The following is a 21211-nucleotide window of genomic DNA, read 5'->3' on the forward strand; positions in this document are numbered from 1 at the left end:
GGGGACGTGAGCTGCCGCTGGCAGCGCAAGTCCCCGGCGCTTCAGTGTGTTCAGGACTCGTCGGCGACGATGACCTCGACGCCGTGTGCTTCGAGCTGACGAAGGCCGTCAGCAGGGGCGTCACGGGTGGTGAGGACGGCGTCGATAGCGTCGATGGCGCAAATCCGGGCAAACGCCGTGGCGCTGAACTTGGAGGTGTCTGCCACCGCGACGGTGCGCTTGGCGATGCCGACGAGGGCCGCGTTGACGGCGGCCTCACCCTCGTCGTGGGTGAACACTCCCCGCTTGGGATCCAACGCATTGACGCCCAGGAACAGGGTGTCGATGGTGATCTCTGGCAAGAACAAGTTGGTCAGCGGGCCAATCAGCTCGTACGACCGCGAGCGTGCCACGCCTCCCAGGACGACAATGCGCAGTTGGGGTCGCACCGTGAGGTCGTTGGCAATGTTGATCGCGTTGGTGACAACGGTGGTCGGGCTCTGTTCGAAGCGGACGTCAGAGGCCGCGAGGATTCCCAACTCGTAGGCGATCGCCGTCGTGGTGGTGCCGCCGTTGAACGCCACCACGGTGCCGGGCTCAACCAAGTCGAGTGCTCGCAGTGCGATCGCGTGCTTCTGGCGAGCATTCTTGGTCACCCGGTAGCGCATGGGAACGTCGCCAGTGGCGGCGTTGGCCATCGCTCCGCCACGCGTGCGCGTGACAAGTTGTTGGGATGCCAGTGCGTCCAGGTCTCGCCGGGCGGTGGGAGCAGACGTGCCAAAATCCTCGACGATTTGGTCGATCGTCACGTTGCCTTTGTCGACAATGTACTCGACGAGCCGCGACAGGCGATCTTCCCGTCCCATCAGCACTCCTTTTCTCGAGACCCACACAATGGTCATTGCACCTATTGTATGGGGGAGGTCACGAAACGGTGTTGCCGCGCCACACGACGAGCGAACGGCCCTCATCGCGGCTCACGCGGCGGCCCCGCTCAACGATGACAACAGACCCGCTGGGTCCGGTGGTGAAGACGCGAGAACCCACGTCTGCGCGAGGGCGCAACTTGGCGACCTCCGCCTGAAGGCGGTCCACCTGCTTTTGCAGGGTGAGGATGCGGGCGATCCCCGCAAGGTTGATGCCCTCGTCCTGACTCATGCGCTGGATCTCGCGCAGCGTGGCGAGGTCGCGCAGTGAATAGCGACGTCCGCCGCCGGCCCGCCGACGCGGCACCACGAGTCCCAGCCGGTCGTACTGGCGAAGGGTCTGGGCGTGCATGCCCGCGAGTTCGGCTGCGGCAGAGATGAGGAAAACTGGCTCGTCGACGTCGGGCTGTTCCATGTGCCTGCCTCCTTACCCTGGTGAGCGCCACCGTAGTGCCAGCCGGCGCATCGGCCCTACTACTTGGCGGCTTCCTTGTAGAAGTCCTTGCGTGGATCGTACGAGCCCTCCGCGAGGGCGAAGGCCTTGAGCGCCTCGCGCGCCTTGCGAGTGAGCGACTTGGGAACGTCCACCGTGACGGTGACGAGCAGGTCGCCCTGCCCGTCCTTGGTGGCCAGGCCACGGCCCTTGACCCGGAGCACGGCGCCCGAGGCGGTACCTTCGGGAATCTTGACCTTGACCCGTGTGCCGTCGAGGGTCGGAACCTCGACGGTGGCACCCAAGGCGGCCTCATCGAAGCTGACGGGCAGGGCCAACTGGAGGTTCTTGCCCGCCATGGTGAACACGGGGTGGCGCGCGACGTGCACCGTCAGGATCAGGTCGCCGGGCTCGCCGCCGTTGGCGCTGGGACGTCCCTTGCCGCGCAGGCGAATCTTCTGGCCGTCCTTGACTCCCGCGGGAAGGCGAGTGGTGACGTCGCCCGTGGCGGTGCGCAGGGTGATGGTTTCGCCCTCCGCGGCCTGCCGGAAGCTCACCTCCGTCGCGGCGGCGATGTCGGAGCCCTTCTGGGGACCGCGCTGGAAGCCGCCGCCTCCAAAGAGGTTGCCCAGCATGTCCTCGAAGCCCTGCGCGCGGTACTGCTGGCCGCCCGAGGGGCGGGCACCTCCGCCGCCAAACATGTTCGAGAACACGTCCTCGAAGCCGGCGCCGCCGGGGCCACCCGCCTGGAACCGCGGACCGCCACCGCCCATGGTGCGGATCGCGTCGTACTGCTGGCGCTGCTCCTTGTCGGACAAGACGTTGTACGCCTCGCCCACCTCTTTGAAGCGCGACTCCGCAGCCTTGTCGTCGGGGTTGCGGTCGGGGTGCAGGTCGCGAGCGAGCTTGCGGTACGCCTTCTTGATCTCCTCGGGCGTGGCGTCCTTGGAGACGCCCAGCGTCGCGTAGAAGTCCTTGCTAAACCAATCCTGGCTGGTCACCGGGCGCCTCCTTTCGGGCCTTGCGGGCCGTCGTGCGTGTTACTCGGGCTGGGCGACGATGACCCGTGCGGGACGGATCACGCGCTCACCCACGCGGTGGCCGGGCTGGGCCACCTGCTGAACGGTGGGAACCTCGACCTCGGTCGAGGGCTGAGACATGAGTGCCTCGTGAATCTGCGGGTCGAACTCGTCGCCCTTCGCGCCAAAGCTGGACCAGCCCAGGCGGCCCAGGGCGTCCTCGAGCTTGGTCGCGATGGACTTGAACGGGCTGTCCGTGTCCAGGTCGCCGTGCTCGCGGGCGCCGGCGATGTCGTCGAGCACCGGCATGAGCGACTCAATCACCTTGGTGGTGGCGAGTTCGGAGGTGGCCTCGCGGTCGCGGTCAACGCGCTTGCGGTAGTTGACGTATTCGGCCTGCAGGCGCTGCAGGTCCGCAAGGTGCTCGGCCGCCTTGAGCTCGGCCTGCTCGATGGCCTCGGCGGCGCGCTGCTCGTCGGCGTCGATGTCGCCCAGTTCGGCGGCAGCCTCGTTGACGATGCGCTCGGCGTCAGCCAGCGGATCCTCGCCCTCGGACGGCTCGGGGTTGGGGGTGTTCTGAGTCATCACATTCCTCCACGTGCGACGGAGGCGGCGGGGCGGGCGCAAGCCCGCTCCGCCGCCCTCGGCGCTTTACTTCTTGTCGTCCTCGTCGTCGACGATCTCGGCGTCGACCACATCGTCCTGACCAGCGTCGGTGCTGTCGCCCGAAGGTGCGTCACCCTCGGAGCCAGCCGCCGCATCGGCCTGCTGGGAGGCGTACACGGCCTCACCGATCTTCTGGGCCTTCTCGACGAGCACGTCGTGCTTGGCCTTGATGTCGGCGACGTCGTCACCCTCGAGGGCGGTCTTCACGTCGGCGATCGCGCTCTTCACGTCGTCGGCGACCTCCGCGGGGACCTTGTCCTCGTTCTCGGAGAGGATCTTCTCGGTCGAGTAGGCGAAGGTCTCGGCGCTGTTGCGGGTCTCGGCGTCCTCGCGACGCTTCTTGTCCTCCTCCGCGTGCTCCTCCGCGTCCTTGACCATGCGCTCGATGTCGTCCTTGCTCAGGGCCGAGCCGCCGGTCACGGTGATGGACTGCTCCTTGCCGGTGCCACGGTCCTTGGCGCCCACGTGCACAATGCCGTTGGCGTCGATGTCGAAAGTGACCTCGATCTGCGGCACGCCGCGCGGGGCCGGTGCGATGCCGCCCAGCTCGAAGGTGCCCAGCAGCTTGTTGTCGCGGGCGAACTGACGCTCACCCTGGTAGACCTGCACCAGCACGGAGGGCTGGTTGTCCTCGGCGGTCGAGAAGACCTCCGACGACTTGGTCGGGATGGCGGTGTTGCGCTCGATCAGGGTGGTCATCACGCCGCCCTTGGTCTCGATGCCCAGGCTCAGCGGGGTCACGTCGATGAGCAGCACGTCCTTGCGCTCACCCTTGATGACGCCGGCCTGCAGGGCAGCGCCCACGGCCACGACCTCGTCGGGGTTGACGCCCTTGTTGGGCTCCTGGCCACCGGTGAGCTCCTTGACCACGTCGGTCACGGCGGGCATGCGGGTCGAGCCGCCCACGAGCACCACGTGGTCGATGTCGGACAGCTTGATTCCAGCGTCCTTGATGACCTGGTGGAAGGGGGCCTTGGTGCGCTCGATGAGGTCCTGCGTCATCTGCTGGAACTGGGCGCGGGTCAGGCGGGTATCCAGGTGGACGGGGCCGTTCTCGCCAATGGAGAGGTACTGGAGCGAGATGTTGGTGCTGGTCGCGCTCGACAGCTCCTTCTTGGCCTGCTCCGAGGCCTCGCGCAGACGCTGCACGGCGGCCTTGTCCTTGCCCAGGTCGATGCCCTCGGCGTTCTTGACCTCCTTGATGAGGTGGTCAACAACGCGCTGGTCCCAGTCGTCGCCGCCCAGGCGGTTGTCACCGGCGGTGGCGCGCACCTGGATGGTGGAGAAGTTGTCCTCGTCCTTGCCCACCTCGAGCAGCGACACGTCGAAGGTGCCTCCACCCAGGTCGAACACCAGGATGAGCTCGTCTTCCTTGCCCTTGTCCAGGCCGTAGGCGAGGGCCGCGGCGGTGGGCTCGTTGACGATGCGCAGGACGTTCAGGCCCGCGATCTCACCGGCGTCCTTGGTGGCCTGGCGCTCGGCGTCGTTGAAGTAGGCGGGGACGGTGATGACCGCATCGGTCACCTTCTCGCCCAGGTAGTCCTCGGCGTCGCGCTTGAGCTTGCCCAGGATGCGGGCGCTGATCTCCTGCGCGGTGTACTTCTTGTCGTCGATCTCCTGCGACCAGTCGGTGCCCATGTGACGCTTCACCGAGCCGATGGTGCGGTCGACGTTGGTGACGGCCTGGCGCTTGGCGATCTCGCCCACCAGTACCTCTCCGGTAGTCGAGAACGCGACCACCGAGGGGGTGGTGCGGGCGCCCTCGGCGTTCGCGATGACGGTGGGCTCGCCGCCCTCCAGGACGGACACCACCGAGTTGGTGGTTCCCAGGTCGATGCCTACTGCACGAGACATATTCGTTCCTCCTTGTGATGCGGCCGGGGCCGCTGACAGTTGCCGACTCCGAAGTTGAGCCGCCTACGCTCAAGTATCCACGCGATGGGTGTGCTGTCAAGTCGGCGCGACCAAAGTTGAGTGTAGGGCGCTCAACCCTCCCCCTCCCCGTCAAATGGATCCATTTTCCTCGTGTGGGCGCCGCTCCCGTCCCGTCAAATGGATCCATTTTCCTTGTGAGGGGCGGGGAAGGACGGCCGATGCGGGTGCCGGTCTTCTCGTGACAGGCACCAAGGCACGGGCTTAGGTTGGCGCCATGGGTGATTCTGTTGTCGATACCGCCTCCGCCGCGGCCCACTTCCGTGCGCGGCTCGCATTCGAGACGGACCCCTCCGATGTCGCTGCCGCGCTCGCGGGTGGCGCACCCGGCTTTGTCTTGATCGACACCCGCGATGAGGTTGCGTGGCAGCAGGGCCATGCCCGCGGTGCGATCCACATGCCCAAGCCCGACATGGCCGCACGCATCCCCGACTACCCCGCGGGCACGCAGTTTGTCGTGTACTGCTGGGGGCCCGGATGCAATGGTGCCACCCGCGCCGGTCTGATCATCTCGCAGCTCGGGTACGCCGTGAAAGAGATGATCGGCGGCTTCGAGTACTGGGCGCGCGAAGGCCTCGCGGTGGAAGCCGTGGTCGACGGCGTGACGGTTGACGCCACCCGCCTGCCCGATCCTCTCACCGCGCCCGTGTCGCCCACCGGTGGCGCCATCGCCTGCGCCTGCTGACCTGCTCTCTCTCGACTCACCCCCTCACGAGTCAAATGGATCCATTTGACGGGACAGGGGCGGCTCCCACACGATGAAAATGGATCCATTTGACGGGAAGCGGGGGGGGGGGTTAGAGCAGGCGGCCGTCTCGCATGCGGAGCACGCGAGTGGCCATGACCGATGCCTCGGCGGGGTCGTGGGTGACCACCAGCGCGGCCGTTCCCGCGGCGGCGAGGATCTCGCGCACCTCGATGGCGAGCCGCCCGCGCAGCTCGGCATCGAGGGCCGACAACGGCTCGTCGAGCGCGAGCAGGCGCGGCTGAGGCGCAAGCGACCGCGCGAGCGCGACGCGCTGGCGCTGCCCGCCGGACAGGTCGGTCACGGGGCGCGACCCCAGACCCTCGAGACCCACCAAGGCGAGCAACTCGTCGACCCGTGAGCGCCGCTGCGCCTCGGGCAGGCCCGCCATTTCGAGACCAAACGACACATTGCGCGCCACGGAGCGGTGGGGAAACAGTTGGCCATCTTGGAACACGAGGCCAAAGCCCCGCCGGTGCACGGGGGTGTGGGTGACGTCGACGCCATCCCAGGTCACGGACCCCGACGTGGTCGCCACCGTGCCCACCACCGCGCCCAGGAGCGAGGACTTGCCGCAACCCGACGGTCCCAACAGTGCGACCGTCTCGCCCGGTGCGACGCTGAGCGTCACGGAGTCAACGGCGGTCACGGGGTGCGCGCCGCCGTAGTGGACCACCAGGTCCTTCACGTGCAAGCCGCTCATAGGTCTCCTCCCAGGGGCGTCCGCAACCGTTCGGACACCATCATCACGGACGCGGTCAGCAAAGCCAGTAGGACGGCGGCCGCGAAGGCCATCCCCAAGTTCTCGGCGCCGGGCCTCCCGAGGAGCCGGTAGATCGCGGTGGGCAGCGTGGGGCGGTCGGGACGCGCCAGAAACGACGTCGCCCCAAACTCGCCCATCGAGATGGCAAAGGCAAAGCCGAGCGCAAGACCAAAGGGCCGCCGCAGGATCGGCCATTCCACCTGCGCCCACACGCGGGCAGGGCCCGCGCCTAAGGTGCCTGCAGCGGCCTTCATGCGCGGATCGATCGCGCGGGCGGGCGGCACGAGGGTGCGCACCACGAGTGGCAGCGCGACCACCGCCTGGGCCATGGGCACGAGCCACCACGAGCCGCGCAGGTCCACGCCCAGCACGGTGCGGTTGAGCGTCAGCAGCATGCCAAGGCCCACCACGACGGCGCTCACCCCCAGGGGAAGCATGACGACGGCATCGAGCACGGCGGCTTTGCGGCCACGCCGCGCGAGCAGGGACGCCACGATGAGCCCCAGCCCTGTGGCGATGGTCGCGGCGATCGCCGCCGTCGTGAGCGAGTTGAGGGTCGCCTGCCACACGCTCACGGGCAGAACGGCGCGAGGCGGGTCGGTGAACAGTGCCACATAGTTGTCGAGGCCGAATCCCTCGGCGGTGCGCAGCGACCTCGACACCAACGCCCACAGCGGAGCGGCGAGCAGCAGGCCGAGGCCCACCAGCACCGGCACCATCACGCCCACGTCGCGCGCGGTGGCGGCCCGCGTCCCGTCGATGGTGCGGTTGCCCAACACGCGCTCGCGACGCCTGCGCGCCCACGCGGACACCCCCAGGATGCCCACGACGAACACCAGCTGCAGGATCGACAGCACGGCCGCGGCGCGCATGTCGAGGAACTGGTTGACCTGCAACCAGATCTCGGTCTCGAGGGTGTTGATGCGGGTGCCGCCCAACACGAGCACCACCCCAAAAGAGGTGGCACAGAACAGGAACACCACGGACGCCGCAGAGGCGAGCGCTGGCACCAAAGCCGGGACCGTCACGTGCCACCAGGCTTGGCGACGGTTGGCGCCAAGGGTGCGGGCCGCATCGGCCGTACGGGGATCGAGCCCGGCCCACGTGCCTCCGACGATCCGCATCACGACGGACGTGTTGTAGAACACCATGGCGAGCGCGATGGCCCACACGCTTTGGTCCCAGCCGAGAAAGCCCAGCGGGCCCGAGCGGCCCAACAGCGCAGTGAAGGCCGTGGCGACCACGATGGTGGGCAGCACGAACGGCACGGTCGCGAGGGCCCGGACGGTGGCCTGCCCACGCCAGCGCAAGCGGTACAGGACGTACGCGGCGGGCACCCCCATCGCCAGGGAGCCCACTGTTCCCAGTGCCGCGAGCCCCAGGGTGGTGAGGGCCGCATCGGCCGTGCGCGGGTCGACCACGACGGCCCAGGTGCCCGCCCAGTCAAAGCCGCCGTCCCACAGGCCCCGTGCCAGGACGGTCGCCAGCGGCCACAGAAAGAGAATGCCGAGGAACGCCAGCGGCAGCGCGGCCACGCCCCACCACGACAGGTGGCGGCGCAGGTCGCGAGCACTCATGACGTTCCTCGGCATCAGGACGTGCGAGTGACTAGTTCAGGACCAGCGAGGTCCACGTCTCGATCCACTCGTCGCGGTTGTCCGAGATCACCTGCGGGTCGAGCGTGTGCGGGTCCTCGGACAGTGGCGCGTACTCGGCCCAGTCCGCGGGGATCTCCACCTGCTCGGACACGGGGTACACGTACATGTTCTCCGGCAGCGCAGCTTGGAAGTCGTCCGACAGCATCCAGTCGACGACCGCCTGGGCGGCAGCGGGATTCTGAGCGCCCTCGAGCACGCCCGCGTACTCGACCTGACGGAAGCAGGTGTCGAGCAGGGCTGCGGTGGTGGGCTCGCCGTCGATCACCTCGGACGGCGGAGACGAGGCGTACGACAGCACCAACGGGTAGTCGCCGCCGTAGTTGGGGGCAGAGAAGTCGGTGTAGTACGTATCCGACCACGAGGCCGTCACGCGCACCTCGTTCTCGCGCATCGCGCTCCAGAAGTCCTGCCAGCCGTCCTCGCCAAACTCGGCGACGGTGGCCAACAGGAACGCCAGGCCGGGGGAGGAGGTGGCGGGGTTCGTGGTCGACAGCAGGCCCGCGTACTGCGGGTCGGACAGGTCCGCGAGGCTCGTGGGCGCCTGCACACCGTTGTCCTCGAACCACGCGAGGTCGTAGTTGACGCACACGTCTGAGTAGTCGATCGCCGTCAGCGCGCTCGACCCGGGGATGGCGTACGCGGCGGCGTCAGCGGCGGCGGGCGCCTGCGACGTGTAGTCGGCGAACACGCCCTCGTCGAGGGCGCGGGACGCGAAGGTGTTGTCGATGCCGTAGACCACGTCACCCAGGGGTGCGTCCTTGGTGAGGATCAGCTGGTTGACGAGCGAGCCGGCGTCGCCAGGGGCGGCGATCTCGACGGTGATGCCGGTGGACTCCTCGAAGTCCGCGACTACCTCGTCGGGCACGTAGAACGAATCGTGCGTGACGATCGTGACCTCGGTGCCCTCAAGGTCGGGCGCCGCAGTGGTGGCCCCGGCTGCCTCGCCGGTGGGGCTCACGGTGCCCGTCGGCTCGGCGGGGTCGGCGTCGGCGGAGCATGCCGCGAGGGCGAGCGTGGAAGCGGCGAGCGCCGCGATGGTGGTGGTGCGCGCGATGCGCATGGGTGAACCTCCCAGTGCAGGAGGGGACGAGACTCGACTCCCTACGCCGGTATCACCCGGATCAGGTTCGAGGGTCTGCGGCGGTTCCGCACTCTCAGCGCTCTGACTCCCAGCAATACGGCCGATGCGCGAGCACGGCCGACGGGAAGCGCTCCCCTGTCGTGTCCGGCCAGCATAGCGCCGATGCACGGGCTGGCTTGCGTCCTGGTGTGGGGGTAGTGCCCTACACGTCGATGCGGTGGAAGTTCACGTGGCTCTTGGAAGCCGTGGGGCCACGCTGGCCGCGGTAGCGCGAGCCGTAGGCGTCCGACCCGTAGGGGTGCTCGGCGGGCGAGGACAGCCTGAAGAAGCACAGTTGGCCAATCTTCATGCCGGGCCACAGGTTGATGGGCAGCGTCGCGGTGTTCGACAGTTCCAGGGTGACGTTGCCCTCGAAGCCTGGGTCGATGAAGCCTGCGGTGGAGTGGGTGAGCAGTCCCAGCCTGCCGAGCGAGGACTTGCCTTCCAGGCGCGCGGCAATGTCGTCTGGCAACGTGACGGACTCGTAGGTTGAGCCGAGCACAAACTCGCCGGGATGGAGCACGAACGGCCCGTCGGTGATGTCGACCAGCCGGGTGAGTTCGGGCTGGTCAATCGACGGGTCGATCGCCGCGTACTTGTGGTTGTCGAACACCCTGAAGTACTTGTCGAGCCGCACGTCCACCGAGGATGGCTGGATCATCGAGGGGTCCCACGGGTCCAGGGCCACGCGGCCGGCCTCGATCTCGGCGCGAATGTCTCTGTCACTGAGCAGCATGACGCCACGCTACCGGGCACGAGCGTGCGCGCCTAGCCAGCACCCACGCCGTGCTGGCCCCCCTGCCCAGTGCAGGGCCGATGCGGGGGCTGCGAGCGCATCGGCCGTCCGGGCCCGTAGGGCCGTAGTGGGTCACGACGCAGGCTCTTCACAGATGGGGCTGTAGTTGTGGTCTGAATCTGCCGGCTTCGAGAATCGATCAGCCGCTGGTAGGCGACCCAGGTAGCGGGAATGCATGCCCAGTGAGCGAGCGTGATCGCCGTGCTCGTCGCACACGTCGTCGATCACGGCGACGCGGTACTGAAGCGTCGCCCGGTCGGGCGTGCCGACGGTGACGCCCCGCAAGTCTGGGTCTTTCAGATGATTCGGCATGGGAACCTCCATCCTGGGGGACGTCGATCCCTACCCCGGACCCCTCACCGCCGAGCGGGCGCTACACCGTCAACTGCAAAGAGCCACATTGGTCATGCCTTGCAGGTGGAGCGCTGTTGTCGACAGAGACAGCGTTCCGGGCGGAGACTCCGGTGGCCGATTCGGTGGTCGGCGCGGCGCCGCGTGGGTTAGTTGAGTGGGTGCCTGCGTGCAGCGGTGAACCGCGTCGCGGCTTCCCACACGAGAAGCCCCGTCATGCCGCCGAGGATGTTCGTCCACGCGTCCGTCATGGCGGGTGTTCCGCCGAACGGATAGAGCTGCGCCATCTCGAGGCAGAGGGGGAGCAACACAATGGCGCTAAACGCCGCAGCCCTCCGCGCCGGACCCAGGGCCCATCTCACGGCGATCGCCCAAACAAAGAAGAACGTGAAGTTAAGGAACGCAATAGCGGCCGTGTAGTCATGGAGGAGGTTCGCTCCCAGCACGTCGGGAACGTCACCGAGCCAGCGCCAGGTCCAGTCGACGGGGGTGCCGCGGGCGGGGAACTGCCGCGAGTCGCCTGGTCGCACCCCCAGGATGCTGACGCTCACGACGGTCGTAGCGGTGACTGCAATCGGGGTGCTCACCAGGGAGCGCGTGGTCGGTCGTCCCCGCAGGGACGCCGAAGTCCTCAGAACGGCCCACGTCAAGGCCCCGGCGGCAGTACCGCATAGCAGCGCGAACCACGCCAGACTGCCGAGCCAATGCATGACGTTGATCAAAGGCACAGGCCTTCCTGTGCTTGTGGCAGTGCCCCAGTAGCGAGGAACTCGAGCTGGACGTCGTGGGACCGCGGTTCTTGAAGGCTCGTGTGCCCGGCGGCCTCAACGATGCACCGATGCACGTCGGCCCCGTCGATCTCCAAGTCCTCGGAGAACGCTGGAGGGCTGAGGAAGTCTCCGGTCGCGCCCATGAGCAGAATCAACGTGCGTTGTTCTCCTTGGCCGCCACTTGATGCCGGGGGCCCCTCGTCGTCAGCGGATGGCCGCACGGGGGACATGACATCGCACATTGCGAACCAAGACAGGAAGGTGTCCGACAAACTCGCGGCGGACTCGATTCCACGGCCAAGCCCTTCGAGGTCGAGGTCCGCGCAGAGGAACCCGAAGTACGCGCCAGCATCATGGCCGAGGGCTGAGCTCATTCCAAGCGAGTAGATCCCAGAACCGTCGCCGTCGTTGACTGCGGCGGCTGCCGCCGCTGCCCATGTAGAACGCAAGTGGGGATGTGCGAGTGTGGCAAGCGTTGCCTCGTGTATAAGGTCCTGCGAGACCACCTCATCGGTGCTGCCCAAGGTTGCCCGGGACCGGCCCGTTTTTTGGAGGAACCCGTTTAGGCCGCTGTCGCGCAACTGAGACGAGATCCCCAATCGTGTGCATTCCTCGTCTTCGCTGCACCAAGACTCCAAGCGCGTTGCCTCGTGCTCTATGGCTTGCGTCCACATGGCTGCCCTTTCTTGCACGGGAACTTCGGCGCCCAAGTACGCGTCCAGCACAGCCCTCCTGACGTCAATGTGGCGCCGTGAAATTAGCGTGTCCGCGAGCGTCGCGCCATATGAGTAGCTGGCAAGGTCGACAGTCTCAACGCCCAGTTCGGTCAACACGTTCTCGATCTCTTCCGCAGCGCTGAACCGATCTTGGCCGCCATACCCGTGTCCAACGCACTCCGCCCAAGCGGATGAGAACACCGCTTTCGTCTCTCCGGCGTGCTCGACCGCCAAGTCGACGCCTCGCTTGCCACAAGCGCCGCGACCAGAACCCGTTGACGCGTCGTCGATTGCGATCCAAGTGCGGGGTGCGAGTTGTGTAGGGCTTGCGAAGGAGACGAGTGTTCCCGAGTTGCTGACGCCGGGGCCGCCGCCGAGGAACAGCACCGGGACTTGGCCCACCTCCGGAGAGGCGCCAGTGAGTGTGACTCGTACCGCGGGTGTACCTGGTGCTAGCGGCACTTCGAGGCACTGAACGCCGGGCTGCGTCTCCGAGTCTTCCCATCCAGTCAACGCACTGACGATTGTGTCGGGGCATTCGACTTCAAACGACGCGAAACTTGTGGTGCTGAAGCCCGTCGTCTGTTCCGCAATCGGGTCTCTTGGCAACGTAGCAATTGCCAGCCCGCTTGCTATAGCGAAGGCGATCGCTATAGCAAGCAGGCCCAACTTTACTGGTTCGGACAACTCGTACCGTGTGCTCTGTCGCGTTGGCCGGTCTTGATTGTCCACGTTCCGGGTGTGGCGTAAGAACCCGTGTGGATGCTGCTGCGAGCGGTCATCGTCTTCGAGCCGTTGAACTCCACGGCTTTGCCGTCCGTGTTGACCTTGTAGTAGCACCACATCACGCCGCCCGACCCTGCTTCGGAACGCTGAACGGGGTGCCACGACTCCAGTGCAGACGAAAGGGTACCCGTATAGGTGGACTCATATGAGCCCGAGACTGTTAATGGAGCCTTTCCGAGTGTCACCGATAGCCCGGTCTTGAAGCCGACACTGATTGTCTGATTGGCTTTGCCATCGATTGAGTCTGTTGGCAGTTGCTCTTCGAACTCGGTGGAGGCGGTCGATGACGGCCAATCGGAGTTTCGGTCGAACTCGATCCAAGCCTGGTCGAAGCCGCTTACGTTTCCGTTTACTTTGTCGGTCAGCACCGACGCCTGAACCTTTCCGCAGATGCGGTAGTAGTCGCGCGTCGCGCCGTTAGCCGTGTAGTTGTTCGCTTTGTTGATCGTCGTCCACCACTGGCGCTTCCAGGTGCCCGTTTCTACCTTCCCAGTGCCACTGTTGTAGTACTTCCATGCGCTGGACGGAGGCACGGCGAACCCACTAGACGCGAGTTCGGGTGTCTGGCTTGTCACCACACCTACGTCCCAGATGATGCTGCCATCGTCGTTGACTGCCTTGTAGACCTCGAGATCTGCCGTCGGTTCGACTGAGAGCACCTCATCGCCGAACACGAAGTCAACGGACTCAGCTCGACCTTGACTAGCGAGAGGGTGCGACGAATCCGGCGCGCCCACATCGAGGTGTGCTGAGATTTCCTTGTCGGTAATGAGAACCCACTGCAGGTCAGAGTCGAGTGACTCTGAGATCTCTTCCATGGGTGACGCCTCATCAGCCTGGGCGGTACCGACCCCAGAGTAAGGCGACACAGCGAGCGCCAGCCCCGCCACAGCTCCCAAACGCATACCGCTCTTGCCAGAGTGGCTCCTTGGTTTCGTTATTTCCCCCAAATGTCACAAAAGCGGGCCAGAAAACTGCGCGCAGAAGTGTCCGCGACAAGCCGGTGCGCGCCACCTCGGCGTGGCGTCGAGCCGAGACTAGCGAGCCATCAGGAACTGCACAAGAGAGCCAAACGTTCCCATATCTGAGTCTGTCCGAGTTGTGGGATCCAGCGCTCTCGGACCTCGTGGTCGAAGAAGCAGGCTCTTCACAGATGAGGCTGTAGTTGTGGTCTGAATCTGCCGGCTTCGAGAATCGATCTGGCGACGTGGTGTGTGATGTTCCTGAAGCTCAGGGCTGAGCCGTGCAGCGACGTGATGAGTGCCGCGAAGGCGGCGCGGGTGGGGTGACGGTAGGTGTCGATCAGCCGCTGGTAGGCGACCCAGGTAGCGGGAATGCATGCCCAGTGAGCGAGCATGATCGCCGTGCTCGTCGCACACGTCGTCGATCACGGCGACGCGGTACTGAAGCGTCGCCCGGTCGGGCGTGCCGAAGGTGACGCCCCGCAAGTCTGGGTCTTTCAGATGGTTCGGCATGGGAACCGCCATCCTGGGGGACGTCGATCCCTACCCCGGACCCCTCACCGCCGAGCGGGCGCTTCAGCCTCACCTGTGATGGGTCACGAAACAGACACGCTCGAAGCTCGGGGTCGCAACGTTTCGATTTCCTCCCTATCATGGGTGCGAACACCCGCCCATCGGAAGGCTCCGCCCATGCAGTTCGGCCACTTCGACGACGAAGCCCGTGAGTACGTCATCACCACCCCGCACACTCCTTACCCGTGGATCAATTACCTGGGCGCACAGGAGTTTTTTGGGCTGATTTCGCACACGGGCGGCGGCTATTCGTTCTACCGCGACGCGAAGCTGCGCCGCCTCACGCGCTACCGCTATAACAACGTGCCTGTTGACGATGGCGGCCGTTACTTCAGCATCAACGATGGTGGCGACGTGTGGAGCCCGGGGTTCCGCCCCTACAAGGCCGAGCTCGACAGTTTTGAGGCCCGTCACGGCATGGGCTACACGCGCATCACGGGCGAGCGCGGCGGCCTTGAGGCGTCGGTGCTGTTCTTTGTGCCGGTGGACACGAACGCGGAGATTCACCAGGTCACGCTGACCAACAACACCGACGTCGACAAGTCCGTGTCGCTGTTCTCCTTCCTCGAGTTCTGCCTGTGGAATGCGGAGGACGACCAGACCAACTACCAGCGCAATCTGTCGATCGGTGAGGTCGAGGTCGCTCACGGAGCGATCTACCACAAGACCGAATACCGCGAGCGTCGCGACCACTACGCGGTCTACGGAGTGAACGCCCCGCTCGCGGGCTTCGACACCGACCGTGACACGTTCCTGGGGTTCGGCAATGGCTTCGACGAGGCGGCGGTGCCGCATGCCGGCAAGTCGGGCAACTCGATCGCCTCCGGCTGGTACCCGATCGCCTCGCATCACGTGAAGGCGGACCTGGAGCCGGGCGAGTCGAAGACCTTCACCTTTGTCCTGGGCTACCTCGAGAACGACCGCGACGACAAGTGGGAGTCGCCCGGCGTCATCAACAAGGCAGGCGCGCGTGAACTACTCGACCGCTTCTCGAGCAACGAGGCGGCCGATGCTGCCTTTGCCGAGCTGGGCGAATACTGGGAGGGGCTGCTGGGCTCCTACACCGTGACCTCGAGCGACCCCCGCCTGGACCGGTCGGTCAACGTCTGGAACCAGTACCAGTGCATGGTGACGTACAACATGTCGCGTTCGGCTTCCTACTTCGAGACCGGCATGGGTCGCGGCATGGGATTCCGTGACTCCTCGCAGGACCTGCTGGGCTTTGTGCACTTGGTGCCCGAGCGTGCGCGCGAGCGCATCATCGACATCGCGTCGACCCAGTTCGAGGACGGCTCGGCGTACCACCAGTACCAGCCGCTCACCAAGCGCGGCAATCACACGCTCGGCTCGGGCTTCAACGACGACCCGCTGTGGCTGATCCTTGGTGTGGCCGCCTACGTCAAGGAGACCGGCGACTTCGCCATCCTCGACGAGATGGTGCCGTTCGACAACGACGAGTCCAAGGCCGCCACGCTCATGGAGCACCTGCGCCGCTCGTTCGATCACCCGCTGAACAACGCGGGTCCGCACGGCCTGCCGCTCATTGGCCGTGCCGACTGGAACGACTGCCTCAACCTCAACTGCTTCTCGACCGAGCCCGGTGAGTCCTTCCAGACCACCGGCAACCGCACGGGCGGCGTTGCCGAGTCGATCTTTATCGCGGGCATGTTTTGCGCGATCGGCCCGGAGTATGTGGCACTCGCGCGCCGCCGGGGGGACTCGGAGGAGGTCGACCGCGCACAGGCTGCGATCGCGAACATGAAGGCCGCGGTCACCGAGCACGGCTGGGACGGCGAGTGGTTCTTGCGTGCCTACGACTACTTTGGCAACAAGGTGGGCACCCACGAGACGCAGGACGGCCAAATCTGGATCGAGCCGCAGGGCTACTGCGTCATGGGCGGCATCGGCGTCGAGGATGGCAAGGCCGTCAAGGCGCTGGACTCCGTGCGCGAACGCCTCAACACCCCGCACGGCATTGTGCTACTCAACCCCGCCTACACCGAGTATCACGTCGAGTTGGGCGAGGTCACGACCTACCCGCCGGGCTACAAGGAGAACGCGGGCATCTTCTGCCACAACAACCCTTGGGTGATCATCGCGGAGACCGTCGTGGGCCGCGCCGAGTACGCCTGGGAATACTGGAAGCAGATCGCCCCCGCCTACCGCGAGGAGATCTCCGAGGTCCACCGCACCGAGCCTTACGTGTACGCGCAGATGATCGCGGGCAAGGACGCGGCCCGCCATGGCGAGGCCAAGAACTCGTGGCTGACCGGCACCGCCTCGTGGAACTTTGTCGCGGTCTCTCAGCACCTGCTGGGCGTGCGCCCGGGTTACGACGGCCTCATTGTCGACCCGTGCATCGGCGCTGAAGTGGCCGAGTACACGGTGCGCCGCGTGGTGCGCGGAGCCACGTACGTCATCAAGGTGACCAACTCCGGTGGCAAGGGAGCCTCGCTCACCGTCGACGGCGTCGCCATCGACGGCAACGAGGTTCCGTACGCGGCCGCTGGCGCCATCGTCGAGGTGACCGCCACCGTCTAGGGACGACAGTCCGTTCTTTGGTGGCCGGTGTCGCGGTATCCTCAACGCGGCACCGGCCACCGCCGGCCTTTCTTCTACGCTCACAGGAGGCGCGCATGAACCCCCGCACGCTGACCTTGTGGGCCCTCCAGGCGGTCGCGGACCCGCGCACCCGCCCCTTCACTTCTGCTCCGCAGCCGCGCCTCGCCGCGGCGCAGCTGACGGCTGCCCTGCGCGCCTAAGCCCCTTTAGTCCGGGGCGCGGCCCCGGAGCACCGCTCCCCAGGGCTTCCTCCCGGTTCACACCGAAAGGAACGCCCCCTATGCCCGCTCTCCACGAGAAGCTCATCCCCGTCTTTGACGACGTGGTGCGCCGCAACCCCGGCGAGATCGAGTTCCACCAGGCGGCGAGGGAGGTGCTCGAGAGCCTCGGCCCCGTCGTCGCCAAGCACCCCGATTACATCGACTCGCAGATCCTGGGCCGACTGTGCGAGCCCGAGCGGCAGATCATCTTCCGCGTGCCGTGGACCGACGACAACGGCCGGGTCCAGGTCAACCGTGGCTTCCGGGTCGAGTTCAACTCGGCGCTGGGTCCGTTCAAGGGCGGCCTGCGCTTCCACCCCAGTGTCTACCTGGGCATTGTCAAGTTCCTTGGCTTTGAGCAGATCTTCAAGAACTCCCTGACCGGACTGCCCATCGGTGGCGGCAAGGGTGGCTCGGACTTTGACCCCAAGGGTCGCTCCGACGCCGAGGTCATGCGCTTTTGCCAGTCCTTCATGACTGAGCTGTACCGGCACATTGGCGAGTACACCGACGTGCCTGCGGGTGACATCGGTGTGGGTGGGCGCGAGATCGGCTTCATGTTTGGCCAGTACAAGCGCATCACCAACCGCTACGAGTCCGGCGTCCTCACCGGCAAGGGCCTCACCTGGGGCGGCTCGCAGGTGCGCACCGAGGCCACCGGCTACGGCACGGTGTTCTTTGTGGAGCAGATGCTCGCCGCCAAGGGCCGCAAGCTCGACGGGATGCGCGTGGTGGTGTCGGGATCGGGCAACGTCGCGATCTTCGCTGCGGAGAAGGTCGCGCAGTTGGGCGGCACCGTGATTGCCATGTCCGACTCGGGTGGCTACGTGGTCGACGAGAACGGTATCGACCTGAACCTGGTCAAGGACATCAAGCTGAACCGCCGGGCCCGGATCGCGGACTACGCGACTGAACGTGTCGACGGCGCGCGCTTTATCGACGGCGGCTCCATCTGGGACGTGCCCTGTGACGTGGCGCTGCCGTGCGCCACGCAGAACGAGCTGACCGGCGCGGATGCCGCGTCGCTCATCCGCAACGGCTGCGTGGTCGTGGCCGAGGGCGCGAACATGCCCTGCACCCCCGAGGCCGTGCGTGCCTTCGAAGAGGCGGGCCTGCTGTTCGCACCTGGCAAGGCCGCGAACGCCGGCGGCGTGGCGACCAGCGCACTGGAAATGCAGCAGAACGCTTCGCGCGATTCGTGGAACTTCGCGTACACCGAAGAGCGCCTGCGCATCATCATGAAGGACATCCACGACCGCTGCCTGGGCACCGCCGAGGAGTACGGCGCGCCCGGCAACTACGTCGCGGGCGCCAACATCGCTGGCTTCACCCGTGTGGCCGATGCGATGGTCGCCTTCGGGGTCGTCTAAACCCCACCCGCACCCCCGCCCCTCCCGTCAAATGGATCCATTTTCACCGTGAAGGGGCGGGGCGGGGGTGGGCTATGAGTTCGCTCGCAGGTGCTCGATACGGGCGATGGGCTCCGGCATCCGCAGGCTGCCCGACGCGACATCCATGACGACGGCTTCGGCAACGAACTCGTCGACGTCGAGGTCGACGTCGTTGATGTCGAAAAACACGGCGAGTGCGAGCCACCCCAGACGCTTATTGCCATCGACGAGGGCGTGGTTGCTCACGATTGACTCGAGGAGGGCTCCGGCCTTCGCGTTGAGCGTGTCGTACGCGTCACGTCCGTACAGAGACGTGGCCGGGCGCTGGGCGGCTGCGGAGAGCAGGCCCAGGTCTCGAACCGGCCCTACCCCGAGGTCCAATGCGAGGGCCAGGAGATCTTCGAGGGTGAGGTAGCGCGTCACTCTCCTAGCCGGTCGATCAGGTCCGCGTAGCGCTCACGCATTCTGGACGACGACGCTGCGACCTGGCTCTCGTGTAGCTGTCGCTGCGCGGCCTCTTCGATGGCGCGCAGGGTTGCCTCTTGCTTGCTAATGCCCTGGCTCTTGGCCAACGCAGTCAGCACCCGGTCTTGCTCCTCGTCCAGCCTCAAGGTCATTGCCATCTCTCGATGGTATCAACCTGATACCGAATCCCCTCGCCCGATCCCCCTGCCCCGTCAAATGGATCCATTTTTATCGTGAAGGGGCGGGCGGGGAAGGGTGCGCCCGGAAGGCGCTACGGGCGGTTGGCGAACCTCATGACGAGGTCCTCGTCGCCACCGATCACGAGGATGTCGTCCGGGTGCACCACGGTGTCCTTGCGGCCGTACTCGAACTCGCCGTCGGGGGACATGACGCCGATCACCTGGACGCCGTACTTGTCGCGCAACTGGAGGTCTGCCAGGGAGAAGTTGTGGGTCTCCTTGGGCGGGCGCATCTTGATGATCGAGAAGGACTCGTCGATCTCGATGTAGTCGAGCATGCGGCCACCCACCTGGTGAGCGACGCGATAACCCGCATCGGACTCGGGCAGCACCACGTGGTGGGCGCCGATGCGCCGCAGGATCTTGGCGTGCTCCTCGGAGATGGCCTTCGCCCAAATCTCCTGCATGCCAAAGTCGACCAGGTTTCCGGTGATGAGCACCGAGGCCTCAAGCGACGTGCCAACGCCGACCACGGCTGCGGAGAAGTCATGTACGCCAGCCTGCTCGAGAGCGAGAGGGTCTGCCGCATCGGCCTCAACGACGGGGAAGAACTTGGAGTAGCGCTCCACCAGCATGGGGTCGCGCTCGATGGCGAGGACCTCTTGGTCCATGCCGTCGAGGGAGTTGGCCAAGGCGGAGCCAAAGCGCCCGAGACCGATCACGAGCACGCCGGAGGCGGTGTTGCTAGCCAATGAGGGGCCTTTCTGACGGGTAGCGGATCGCACGCCGCTGCTTGTTCAACGCTAGCGCGGCAGCGATCGTGAGCGAGCCCACGCGGCCCAGGTACATCGCGACAATGAGCGTGACCTTGGCGTCGGAGGGCAGCGAACCAGTGATGCCGGTGGACAGTCCACACGTCGCGTAGGCGGAGACCACCTCGTACAGCGAGCGGTCCAGTGGGATGTTGGTCTGCGCCATGAACACGCCCGTGCACACGATCACGATCGAGAGCGAGATGAGGGTGATCGCGACGGCGCCACGCAGCACTTCAGTGCCGATGCGCTTGCCGAACGCCTCGATGTCTCGCCTACCGCGTGCCTCGGCCCAGATCGCCAGGAGAAGCACCGCGAGGGTAGTCACGCGGATACCGCCCGCGGTCGATCCCGAGCCGCCTCCGATGAACATCAGCACGTCCTCAAGCAGCCACGTCTGTTCGCGCGCCTTGCCAATGTCGAAGGACGCGAAGCCGCCCGAGCGCTGGTTGATGGACTGGAAGAAGATGTTGCCGATGGTCTGGGCGGTCGAGTGATCGCCGAGCGTGTCGGGGTTGGACCATTCGAACACCGCGAGGAACGCTGCGGAGATGAACCCGAGGATGCTCACCATGATCAGCGTGAGCTTGGTGTGCAGCGACCACTGTCGGGGCCGCCGCCAGCCGCGCACCATGTTGAGGTAGACGGGGTAGCCCAAGGCGCCGATGAACACGCCCAGGGCGATAGGCACGAGCATCCAGAAGTCGCCGGCGTAGGGGTACAGCCCGATGGGATCGGGGGTGAACCCCGCGTTGTTGAAGGCCGAGACCGCGTAGAAGGCCGCGTAGCCAGCCGAGCGTCCCAGGCCGTAGTCGAGTGTCAGAAAGCGCGGGAACAGGATCAGTGCGATGACGATCTCGACCGAGAACGACACGACCACGACGGTCCGCAGGAGCGAGCGCAGGTCGCCTAGCCCTGCCGCACGGGCCTCACCGGCCGCCAGCAGGCGCTGAGTGAGTCCCAAGCGGCGCGTGATCGCCAGGCCCGCGAGGGAGGCCAGAGTCATGATCCCCAGGCCACCCACCTTGATCGCGGTCGCGATGATCGCGAGGCCAAAGGGGGACCAATACGTGCCGGTATCGACGGTGGTGAGCCCCGTGACGCACACCGCTGAGGTAGCGGTGAAGAGCGCGTCGATGAACGGCGCGCGATGGCCGTCGGCGGTAGCGGCGGGCAGTGAGAGCAGGCCGGTGAACAGCAGGATGACGAGCGCGAAGCTGCCCAGTGCTAGGCGTGCGGGAGAACGGAGCACCGACTGGTCGATCCAGTCGCCTACGGCGGCGCGCACCTGGCGCAGCGTGTCCATCCGACTCCTCATCCTCCGCGGCCGGGCCGGACAGGCCGCGG

The 21211-nt window shown here is 66.2% G+C and carries 21 protein-coding genes and 1 riboswitch; of the genes, 4 read left to right on the forward strand and 17 right to left on the reverse strand.

What is annotated here, in order from left to right; all coding sequences use genetic code 11:
- Positions 1–50: 50 nt before the first annotated feature.
- The 5 genes from ACK5NO_RS07785 to dnaK form a co-directional block, all read right to left on the reverse strand.
- Entirely contained in the window at positions 51–845 is a 795-nt protein-coding gene (locus ACK5NO_RS07785) for a DeoR/GlpR family DNA-binding transcription regulator (RefSeq protein ID WP_416812098.1), read from the reverse strand.
- 58 nt (positions 846–903) lie between these two features.
- Positions 904–1320, reverse strand: coding sequence for a heat shock protein transcriptional repressor HspR (locus tag ACK5NO_RS07790; RefSeq protein ID WP_416812099.1), 417 nt, complete (start codon positions 1318–1320; stop codon positions 904–906).
- Positions 1321–1379: 59 nt separating this feature from the next.
- Entirely contained in the window at positions 1380–2339 is a 960-nt protein-coding gene (locus ACK5NO_RS07795) for a DnaJ C-terminal domain-containing protein (protein WP_416812100.1), read from the reverse strand.
- A gap of 39 nt (positions 2340–2378) precedes the next feature.
- A complete protein-coding gene (gene grpE / locus ACK5NO_RS07800; protein WP_416812101.1) occupies positions 2379–2942 on the reverse strand; it encodes a nucleotide exchange factor GrpE in 564 nt (187 codons plus the stop codon).
- A 66-nt stretch (positions 2943–3008) separates the two neighbouring features.
- Positions 3009–4877, reverse strand: coding sequence for a molecular chaperone DnaK (dnaK, locus tag ACK5NO_RS07805; protein WP_416812102.1), 1869 nt, complete (start codon positions 4875–4877; stop codon positions 3009–3011).
- 295 nt (positions 4878–5172) lie between these two features.
- Here dnaK and ACK5NO_RS07810 point away from each other — a divergent pair, with 295 nt between their 5' ends.
- Positions 5173–5640: a rhodanese-like domain-containing protein gene (locus tag ACK5NO_RS07810; protein WP_416812103.1), complete on the forward strand. Its 468-nt coding sequence runs from the start codon at positions 5173–5175 to the stop codon at positions 5638–5640.
- A 112-nt stretch (positions 5641–5752) separates the two neighbouring features.
- On the opposite strand, the gene ACK5NO_RS07815 is transcribed toward ACK5NO_RS07810, so the two are convergent.
- From ACK5NO_RS07815 to ACK5NO_RS07850, 8 genes are all read right to left on the reverse strand, one after another.
- On the reverse strand, positions 5753–6403 hold the full coding sequence (locus ACK5NO_RS07815; protein WP_416812104.1) for an ABC transporter ATP-binding protein: 651 nt from the start codon (positions 6401–6403) through the stop codon (positions 5753–5755).
- Positions 6400–8040 (reverse strand): ABC transporter permease, encoded by a 1641-nt coding sequence (locus tag ACK5NO_RS07820; protein ID WP_416812105.1) that lies wholly within the window; start codon positions 8038–8040, stop codon positions 6400–6402. The genes ACK5NO_RS07815 and ACK5NO_RS07820 overlap by 4 nt, the downstream gene beginning before the upstream one ends.
- Positions 8041–8071: 31 nt before the next feature.
- Positions 8072–9181: a thiamine ABC transporter substrate-binding protein gene (locus ACK5NO_RS07825; protein ID WP_416812106.1), complete on the reverse strand. Its 1110-nt coding sequence runs from the start codon at positions 9179–9181 to the stop codon at positions 8072–8074.
- 21 nt (positions 9182–9202) lie between these two features.
- A riboswitch (TPP riboswitch) is annotated at positions 9203–9349 on the reverse strand.
- 55 nt (positions 9350–9404) lie between these two features.
- Positions 9405–9977, reverse strand: coding sequence for a dCTP deaminase (gene dcd / locus ACK5NO_RS07830; protein WP_416812107.1), 573 nt, complete (start codon positions 9975–9977; stop codon positions 9405–9407).
- Positions 9978–10109: 132 nt separating this feature from the next.
- Positions 10110–10349, reverse strand: coding sequence for a hypothetical protein (locus ACK5NO_RS07835; RefSeq protein WP_416812108.1), 240 nt, complete (start codon positions 10347–10349; stop codon positions 10110–10112).
- A gap of 188 nt (positions 10350–10537) precedes the next feature.
- Entirely contained in the window at positions 10538–10975 is a 438-nt protein-coding gene (locus ACK5NO_RS07840; protein ID WP_416812109.1) for a VanZ family protein, read from the reverse strand.
- A gap of 131 nt (positions 10976–11106) precedes the next feature.
- Positions 11107–12108, reverse strand: a complete 1002-nt coding sequence (locus ACK5NO_RS07845) for a hypothetical protein (RefSeq protein ID WP_416812110.1) — start codon at positions 12106–12108, stop codon at positions 11107–11109.
- A gap of 437 nt (positions 12109–12545) precedes the next feature.
- Positions 12546–13478, reverse strand: a complete 933-nt coding sequence (locus ACK5NO_RS07850) for a hypothetical protein (protein WP_416812111.1) — start codon at positions 13476–13478, stop codon at positions 12546–12548.
- Positions 13479–14312: 834 nt separating this feature from the next.
- Here ACK5NO_RS07850 and ACK5NO_RS07855 point away from each other — a divergent pair.
- The 3 genes from ACK5NO_RS07855 (at position 14313) to gdhA (ending at position 18387) form a co-directional block, all read left to right on the forward strand.
- The gene (locus ACK5NO_RS07855) at positions 14313–16736 is read left to right on the forward strand and encodes a GH36-type glycosyl hydrolase domain-containing protein (RefSeq protein WP_416812112.1); all 2424 of its coding nucleotides are present in this window, start codon (positions 14313–14315) and stop codon (positions 16734–16736) included.
- A gap of 95 nt (positions 16737–16831) precedes the next feature.
- Positions 16832–16957, forward strand: coding sequence for a hypothetical protein (locus tag ACK5NO_RS07860; protein ID WP_416812113.1), 126 nt, complete (start codon positions 16832–16834; stop codon positions 16955–16957).
- Between the two features lie 80 nt (positions 16958–17037).
- On the forward strand, positions 17038–18387 hold the full coding sequence (gene gdhA / locus ACK5NO_RS07865) for an NADP-specific glutamate dehydrogenase (protein ID WP_416812114.1): 1350 nt from the start codon (positions 17038–17040) through the stop codon (positions 18385–18387).
- Between the two features lie 72 nt (positions 18388–18459).
- Here the strand turns inward: gdhA and ACK5NO_RS07870 are convergent, their stop codons facing one another.
- From ACK5NO_RS07870 to ACK5NO_RS07885, 4 genes are all read right to left on the reverse strand, one after another.
- Positions 18460–18831, reverse strand: a complete 372-nt coding sequence (locus ACK5NO_RS07870; protein ID WP_416812115.1) for a type II toxin-antitoxin system death-on-curing family toxin — start codon at positions 18829–18831, stop codon at positions 18460–18462.
- The gene (locus ACK5NO_RS07875; RefSeq protein WP_416812116.1) at positions 18828–19031 is read right to left on the reverse strand and encodes a CopG family transcriptional regulator; all 204 of its coding nucleotides are present in this window, start codon (positions 19029–19031) and stop codon (positions 18828–18830) included. The genes ACK5NO_RS07870 and ACK5NO_RS07875 overlap by 4 nt, the downstream gene beginning before the upstream one ends.
- Before the next feature lie 113 nt (positions 19032–19144).
- Positions 19145–19804 (reverse strand): potassium channel family protein, encoded by a 660-nt coding sequence (locus ACK5NO_RS07880; RefSeq protein WP_416812117.1) that lies wholly within the window; start codon positions 19802–19804, stop codon positions 19145–19147.
- Entirely contained in the window at positions 19797–21170 is a 1374-nt protein-coding gene (locus tag ACK5NO_RS07885) for a TrkH family potassium uptake protein (RefSeq protein ID WP_416812118.1), read from the reverse strand. Before ACK5NO_RS07885 ends, ACK5NO_RS07880 begins: the two co-directional genes overlap by 8 nt.
- Between the last annotated feature and the right edge of the window lie 41 nt (positions 21171–21211).

This window comes from Demequina sp., from assembly GCF_047975725.1.
GTDB lineage: Bacteria > Actinomycetota > Actinomycetes > Actinomycetales > Demequinaceae > Demequina.

Coding starts and splice junctions, on each gene's coding strand:
- ACK5NO_RS07785 (WP_416812098.1), bottom strand. CDS start 845: ATGGGACGGGAAGATCGCCTGTCGCGGCTCGTCGAGTACATTGTCGAC.
- ACK5NO_RS07860 (WP_416812113.1), top strand. CDS start 16,832: ATGAACCCCCGCACGCTGACCTTGTGGGCCCTCCAGGCGGTCGCGGAC.
- dcd (WP_416812107.1), bottom strand. CDS start 9,977: ATGCTGCTCAGTGACAGAGACATTCGCGCCGAGATCGAGGCCGGCCGC.
- gdhA (WP_416812114.1), top strand. CDS start 17,038: ATGCCCGCTCTCCACGAGAAGCTCATCCCCGTCTTTGACGACGTGGTG.
- ACK5NO_RS07825 (WP_416812106.1), bottom strand. CDS start 9,181: ATGCGCATCGCGCGCACCACCACCATCGCGGCGCTCGCCGCTTCCACG.
- ACK5NO_RS07810 (WP_416812103.1), top strand. CDS start 5,173: ATGGGTGATTCTGTTGTCGATACCGCCTCCGCCGCGGCCCACTTCCGT.
- ACK5NO_RS07835 (WP_416812108.1), bottom strand. CDS start 10,349: ATGCCGAATCATCTGAAAGACCCAGACTTGCGGGGCGTCACCGTCGGC.
- grpE (WP_416812101.1), bottom strand. CDS start 2,942: ATGACTCAGAACACCCCCAACCCCGAGCCGTCCGAGGGCGAGGATCCG.
- ACK5NO_RS07875 (WP_416812116.1), bottom strand. CDS start 19,031: ATGGCAATGACCTTGAGGCTGGACGAGGAGCAAGACCGGGTGCTGACT.
- ACK5NO_RS07790 (WP_416812099.1), bottom strand. CDS start 1,320: ATGGAACAGCCCGACGTCGACGAGCCAGTTTTCCTCATCTCTGCCGCA.
- ACK5NO_RS07820 (WP_416812105.1), bottom strand. CDS start 8,040: ATGAGTGCTCGCGACCTGCGCCGCCACCTGTCGTGGTGGGGCGTGGCC.
- ACK5NO_RS07885 (WP_416812118.1), bottom strand. CDS start 21,170: ATGGACACGCTGCGCCAGGTGCGCGCCGCCGTAGGCGACTGGATCGAC.
- ACK5NO_RS07850 (WP_416812111.1), bottom strand. CDS start 13,478: ATGGAAGAGATCTCAGAGTCACTCGACTCTGACCTGCAGTGGGTTCTC.
- ACK5NO_RS07815 (WP_416812104.1), bottom strand. CDS start 6,403: ATGAGCGGCTTGCACGTGAAGGACCTGGTGGTCCACTACGGCGGCGCG.
- dnaK (WP_416812102.1), bottom strand. CDS start 4,877: ATGTCTCGTGCAGTAGGCATCGACCTGGGAACCACCAACTCGGTGGTG.
- ACK5NO_RS07855 (WP_416812112.1), top strand. CDS start 14,313: ATGCAGTTCGGCCACTTCGACGACGAAGCCCGTGAGTACGTCATCACC.